Source organism: Citrobacter sp. wls613 (assembly GCF_005281195.1).
In the GTDB taxonomy this organism is placed as follows: Bacteria; Pseudomonadota; Gammaproteobacteria; order Enterobacterales; family Enterobacteriaceae; genus Citrobacter; species Citrobacter gillenii.
Genome location: NZ_SZXN01000013.1, coordinates 47,243 through 52,555 on the forward strand (window position 1 = coordinate 47,243; position 5,313 = coordinate 52,555).

The following is a 5,313-nucleotide window of genomic DNA, read 5'->3' on the forward strand; positions in this document are numbered from 1 at the left end:
AGCCGCTGTACGACGAATTTGCTGAGCTGCTGTTGGGTATCGAAGAGGCCATTACCGATACCGTTTCCGAACAGATGCGCATCTTTGGCAGCGCGGGGCAGGCCTGATGGAACGCAGAGGCATTATCGCCGCAGGCAACATGCTGGTCGATCATGTGCATCAAATTATGCAGTGGCCGGAGTGCGGCTGGCTGGCGGAGATCACCCACAGCGAACGCGCTACCGGCGGTGCGCCTCTGAACGTGCTGCTGACGCTGGCGAAAATGCACACCGGGCTACCGCTGCAGGCGGTGGGATTGATCGGTCAGGACAGCGATGGCGACTACATTATGGCGATGCTCGAGCAGTATCACGTGAATCGCCAGCACGTGCAGCGCACCACGTCCGCCCCCACCTCGATGTCGCAGGTGATGACCGACCCGAGCGGCCAGCGCACTTTTTTTCATTCTCCCGGCGCAAACCGGCTGCTGGATCTTCCCGCCTTTGAGCAGCTTGATAGCACGATGAAAATTTTCCATCTCGGCTATCTGCTGCTGCTCGACAGCCTGGACAAGCCGGATGATACCTTTGGAACGCGCAGCGCTCGGCTACTGGCGCAAATGCGCGATAACGGGTTTGAAACATCGCTGGACCTGGTGTCGCGCAAGGGCGATCCGCGCTATCAGCCGCTGGTAATGCCAGCGCTCCGTCATCTCGATTATCTGGTGATCAACGAGCTGGAGGCCGGGGAATTCAGCGGGCTGGCGATCCGCCAGCCTAACGGTGAGCTGCATATCCCGCACATCGCCAGCGCTGCACGTGAGCTGCTGGACGCGGGCGTGCGCCAGCGGGTGGTGATCCACTGCCCGGAAGGCGCCTGGGGCGAAACGCCGGATCGAGACGGCACATGGATCCCTTCGCAGTATCTGGCGCAGGAGGAGATCGTCGGCAGCGTCGGTGCGGGGGATGCATTTTGCGCCGGATTTTTGTACGGCTGCCATGAGCACTGGTCGCTGGAAGAGAGTATCCGGCTGGCGCACGCCTGCGCGCGGGCCAGTTTGCTGTGCGCCAATGCCATCGACGGCGCGAAAACGCTGGCAGAGTTAAAAGCTGGGATGGCTGATGCCTGATGCGCTGCGCTTATCAGGCCTACGTAGCCATTATCGCTTTTGTAGGCTGGATAAGGCGTTTACGCCGCATCCGGCAACTGCACACGATCACGCCGCTTTTTCGTGATGCTGGACGTCAGCGGCAAACACGTATCCCAACCCGCGCAGGGTTTTAATCAGCATAGGCTGATGCGGGTTGGCTTCTATTTTGCGCCGCAGTCGCATGATTAACACGTCGATGGTGCGATCAAACACCTCGACGCTATCGCTGCGCGTCAGTTCCAGCAGCTGCTCGCGGCTCAGCACCCGCCGGGCATTTTGTGCCAACGCCAGCAGCAGGCTGTATTCACCCTGCGTCAGGTCGACTTTCAACTGCTGGGGATTACGCAACTGGCAGCCCGCGGTATCCAGATGCCAGCCATTAAAGGAAAGCCCGGTGGTTTGCGCACCCGAGCCTTCAGGCGTGAGCACGCCTACGCGTCTGAGCACCGCCTTCACCCGCGCCACCAGCACCCGCGCATTGAACGGTTTACCGATGTAATCATCAGCGCCCATTTCCAGCCCGACCACCACATCCGACTCACTACCCATTCCTGTGAGCATCACTACCGGCAGGCCAGGCCTCATCTTTTGCACCTGTTGCAGCACCATCAGGCCGTTGGTGTCGGGCAGCACCATATCCAGTAAAACCAGCGCAATATCCGGCTGAGTCTCAATGCAGCGCAACGCCGCCTGTCCGGTATGACAGGTCGTCACGGCAAAGACGTGTTCGCTCAGCACATCCTCCAGGAGTGCGCAGATTGTTACGTCATCATCCACAACCAGTATCGCCGGCTTCATTGTTTTTCCCCATCTCGCGCCAACTCAAATGAGTGTGAATGATTCTGCACAGAGTGACAGCGATAAGGCACAAGGACGTGCGGGAAACATAGCCCCGGTCACACTGCCGGGCCGTCACACTTGTAGGATTCGTCACGTCAAATATGACGACAGCCTGTTTTTCGTCAGGGTTTTGCTCAAATGATGCCCGTATTATCGGCCAATGCCCCTGCTAAAAACATGGCATAAAAGATGCATAACAAAAACGACAAGCGCGTATGCGCGATTTGATTAACTGGAGCGAGACCGATGAAAAAAGTCGTCACGGTTTGCCCATATTGCGCATCAGGTTGCAAAATCAACCTGGTGGTCGATAACGGCAAAATCGTCCGGGCTGAGGCGGCGCAGGGGAAAACCAACCAGGGTACCCTGTGTCTGAAGGGCTATTATGGCTGGGATTTTATCAACGATACCCAGATCCTAACCCCTCGCCTGAAAACCCCAATGATCCGTCGCCAACGTGGCGGCAAACTGGAATCTGTTTCCTGGGATGAAGCGCTGGATTACGTGGCAACTCGCCTGAGCGCCATCAAAGCGAAGTATGGCCCGGATGCTATTCAGACGACCGGTTCATCTCGCGGAACGGGTAATGAAACCAACTATGTAATGCAAAAATTCGCACGCGCCGTTATTGGTACCAATAACGTTGACTGCTGCGCTCGCGTCTGACACGGCCCTTCGGTTGCAGGTCTGCACCAATCGGTCGGTAACGGCGCAATGAGTAATGCGATTAACGAAATTGATAACACCGATTTAGTGTTTATTTTCGGGTACAACCCGGCGGATTCCCACCCTATCGTGGCGAATCACGTGATTAACGCTAAACGTAACGGGGCGAAAATTATCGTCTGCGATCCGCGCAAAATTGAAACCGCGCGCATTGCCGACATGCACATCGCGTTAAGAAACGGCTCGAATATCGCGCTGCTCAACGCTATGGGTCATGTCATCATCGAAGAAAAACTGTACGACCAGGCGTTCGTGGCCTCACGTACGGAAGGCTTCGAAGAGTACAGCAAGATCGTCGAAGGCTATACGCCGGAGTCCGTCGAAGACATTACTGGCGTGAGCGCACAGGAAATTCGTCAGGCTGCACGTATGTATGCATCGGCAAAAAGCGCGGCTATCCTGTGGGGCATGGGCGTGACCCAGTTCTATCAGGGCGTGGAAACCGTGCGTTCACTGACCAGCCTCGCCATGCTGACCGGCAACCTCGGTAAGCCAAGCGTGGGCGTTAACCCGGTTCGTGGCCAGAACAACGTTCAGGGCGCGTGCGACATGGGTGCGCTGCCGGATACCTATCCGGGCTATCAGTACGTTAAGTTCCCGGAAAACCGCGAGAAGTTTGCTAAAGCCTGGGGCGTAGAAAGCCTGCCTGCCCATACCGGCTATCGCATCAGCGAGCTGCCGCACCGTGCGGCGCATGGCGAAGTGCGCGCGGCGTACATTATGGGTGAAGATCCATTACAGACCGATGCTGAACTGTCCGCAGTGCGCAAAGGTTTTGCGGATCTGGAACTGGTCATCGTGCAGGATATCTTCATGACCAAAACCGCCGCTGCCGCAGACGTTATTTTACCGTCTACGTCATGGGGTGAGCATGAAGGCGTCTACTCTGCGGCTGATCGTGGCTTCCAGCGCTTCTTTAAAGCAGTTGAGCCGAAGTGGGATCTGAAAACGGACTGGCAGATTATCAGTGAAATTGCTACCCGTATGGGCTACCCGATGCACTACAACAACACCCAGGAAATCTGGGATGAGTTGCGCGGCCTGTGCCCGGATTTCTACGGCGCCACCTACGAGAAGATGGGCGAACTGGGCTATATCCAGTGGCCTTGTCGCGACACCTCGGATGCCGATCAGGGCACGTCTTATCTCTTCAAAGAGAAGTTTGACACCCCGAACGGTCTGGCACAGTTCTTTACCTGCGACTGGGTTGCGCCAATCGACAAGCTGACCGACGAGTACCCGATGGTCCTGTCGACGGTGCGCGAAGTCGGCCACTACTCTTGCCGTTCAATGACCGGCAACTGTGCGGCACTGGCGGCATTAGCGGATGAACCGGGGTACGCCCAGATCAACACCGCCGATGCTGAACGTCTGGGCATTCAGGATGAAGAGCTGGTGTGGGTTAACTCGCGTAAAGGTCGTGTCATCACGCGTGCAGCAGTCAGCGATCGCCCGAACAAAGGCGCGATTTACATGACCTACCAGTGGTGGATTGGGGCCTGTAATGAACTGGTCACCGAGAACCTGAGTCCGATTACCAAAACGCCAGAGTACAAGTACTGTGCCGTCAACGTTGAGCGCATTGCCGATCAGCGTGCTGCCGAGCAGTATGTGATTGATGAGTACACCAAGCTAAAAGCCAGTCTGCGCGAAAGCGCGATGGGCTGATCTGCCGGATGGCGGCATGAATGCCTTATCCGGCCTACGACCTGTTTCCACTGTAGGCCTGATAAGATGCGTTGGCATCGCCATCAGGCATTTTCCTTACAACGGTCTCCATTCTGAGGCCGTTTTTTTATGCAAATAATCTCTCTATACTGTTCGTTCCCTACTCTAAATCTAAAAATAAGATGAAACGACTTTTCGCCTTGATGGTGTTATTGACATGTTTTGCCCATGCCGAAGAACCAGGTAGCCAGTTCCTGAAGGCCGCCGAGGCTGGAGACAGACGCGCACAATACTTTCTCGCCGATACCTGGTTTAGTTCAGGCGATTTGAGTAAAGCCGAATACTGGGCGCAAAAGGCTGCCGACAATGGTGATTCGGACGCCTGGGCTCTGTTGGCACAAATTAAAATTACCAATCCAGTCAGTCTGGATTATCCGCAAGCCAAAACGCTGGCTGAAAAAGCGGCCCAGGCGGGCAGTAAGAGCGGCGAAATTACACTGGCACGTATCCTGGTCAATACCCAGGCGGGGCATACCGATTACCCCAAAGCCATTACGCTGTTACAAAACGCCTCGGAGAATCTGGAGAGCGACTCAGCCGTTGATGCGCAGATGCTGCTCGGCCTGATTTACGCCAACGGCGTAGGCATTCCCGCAGACGATGACAAAGCCACCTGGTATTTCAAACGCAGCTCGGCCATTTCGCGTACCGGGTATTCCGAGTACTGGGCCGGGATGATGTTCTTAAACGGTGAGCAGGGTTTTATTGAAAAGAATAAACAGAAGGCGCTGCACTGGTTGAATCTGAGCTGTACGGAAGGGTTTGATACCGGCTGCGAAGAGTTTGATAAGTTAACGAACGGGTAGTGAAGGTGGATTGCCTGATAAGCATAGCGCCATCCGGCAATCCAGAGCGGGTTGCCGGATGGCGGCGTTGCCTTATCCGGCCTA

4 protein-coding genes and 1 pseudogene are annotated in these 5,313 nt (G+C 55.8%); 4 read left to right on the forward strand and 1 reads right to left on the reverse strand.

The window, feature by feature from the left end; translation table 11 throughout:
* Together FDX01_RS23285 and FDX01_RS02995 are read left to right on the forward strand one after the other, a co-directional pair.
* A pseudogene (locus FDX01_RS23285) lies at window positions 1–107 on the forward strand (ketose-bisphosphate aldolase); the annotation flags it as partial.
* Window positions 104–1,108 (forward strand): carbohydrate kinase family protein, encoded by a 1,005-nt coding sequence (locus tag FDX01_RS02995; RefSeq protein WP_137399203.1) that lies wholly within the window; start codon window positions 104–106, stop codon window positions 1,106–1,108. The pseudogene FDX01_RS23285 and the gene FDX01_RS02995, both read left to right, overlap by 4 nt.
* A gap of 87 nt (window positions 1,109–1,195) precedes the next feature.
* Here FDX01_RS02995 and FDX01_RS03000 read toward each other — a convergent pair whose 3' ends face one another.
* Entirely contained in the window at window positions 1,196–1,927 is a 732-nt protein-coding gene (locus tag FDX01_RS03000) for a response regulator transcription factor (protein ID WP_115259683.1), read from the reverse strand.
* A gap of 288 nt (window positions 1,928–2,215) precedes the next feature.
* Here FDX01_RS03000 and fdhF point away from each other — a divergent pair, with 288 nt between their 5' ends.
* Both fdhF and yjcO read left to right on the forward strand, forming a co-directional pair.
* Window positions 2,216–4,363: a formate dehydrogenase subunit alpha gene (gene fdhF, locus FDX01_RS03005; protein ID WP_115259684.1), complete on the forward strand. Its 2,148-nt coding sequence runs from the start codon at window positions 2,216–2,218 to the stop codon at window positions 4,361–4,363.
* Window positions 4,364–4,545: 182 nt separating this feature from the next.
* Window positions 4,546–5,229 (forward strand): Sel1 family TPR-like repeat protein YjcO, encoded by a 684-nt coding sequence (gene yjcO / locus FDX01_RS03010; protein ID WP_117343592.1) that lies wholly within the window; start codon window positions 4,546–4,548, stop codon window positions 5,227–5,229.
* Window positions 5,230–5,313 lie beyond the last annotated feature (84 nt).

Excerpts from the sequence above, each read along its gene's own strand:
- FDX01_RS03000 (WP_115259683.1), bottom strand. The coding sequence starts at position 1,927 with ATGAAGCCGGCGATACTGGTTGTGGATGATGACGTAACAATCTGCGCA.
- yjcO (WP_117343592.1), top strand. The coding sequence starts at position 4,546 with ATGAAACGACTTTTCGCCTTGATGGTGTTATTGACATGTTTTGCCCAT.